Origin of the sequence: Salipiger sp. HF18, assembly GCF_011806505.1 — a bacterium.
GTDB classification, from domain to species: domain Bacteria; phylum Pseudomonadota; class Alphaproteobacteria; order Rhodobacterales; family Rhodobacteraceae; genus Salipiger; species Salipiger thiooxidans.
Map to the genome: position 1 here is coordinate 1 of NZ_JAATOS010001000.1, position 514 is coordinate 514.

Here is a 514-nt window from a genome sequence, read left to right on the forward strand (position 1 = left end):
ACGGAACCGAATGGATCCGCGCCAATGCAGGCGGCGGCCGGGATCGTGGCCCGGGCCGTCGCTTGTCGTTCGCGGCGTCAGGCCCCGCGGCTTTCACCCGCCGCGTCCCCGCCCGGCATCGTCTCGGGCGCCGAGAACCGCAGCGGGCCAAGCCGCCCCTCGCGGCGGAGCCGTTTGCGCAGGCGCCAGATCCGCAGCGCCTCGAGCACGAGGATCAGCGCCTCGGCGTAGTCCGGATCGTCGGGGCGCCGCTCGGGCGCCACGCCGCGCGCCAGCGCCGCCGCCATGAGCGTGCCGTTGCCCCAGTCCGGGTGCGCCTTGCCGGTGCGCTGGCGGTAGCGGTCGGCGGCGTCTGCCTGCATCACCAGATCCCGCGCGGCGCGCCAGCGCTGGCCCCGCGGCACCGTCAGGAGCGCGCTGGCGGCGGTGATCAAGTCGGTGTGCAGCACCGGCCTCATGCGACCAGCTCCAGCCGGGCAAAGGGCCCTGGTCCGTAACGCGCCGAGATCTGCGC

Annotated in this window: 1 protein-coding gene; it reads right to left on the reverse strand. The window is 75.5% G+C overall.

The window, feature by feature from the left end; translation table 11 throughout:
- Window positions 1-77: 77 nt before the first annotated feature.
- Complete coding sequence (locus tag HC022_RS28485) at window positions 78-458, reverse strand: hypothetical protein (protein ID WP_167454588.1); 381 nt, start codon at window positions 456-458, stop codon at window positions 78-80.
- Window positions 459-514: the final 56 nt, after the last annotated feature.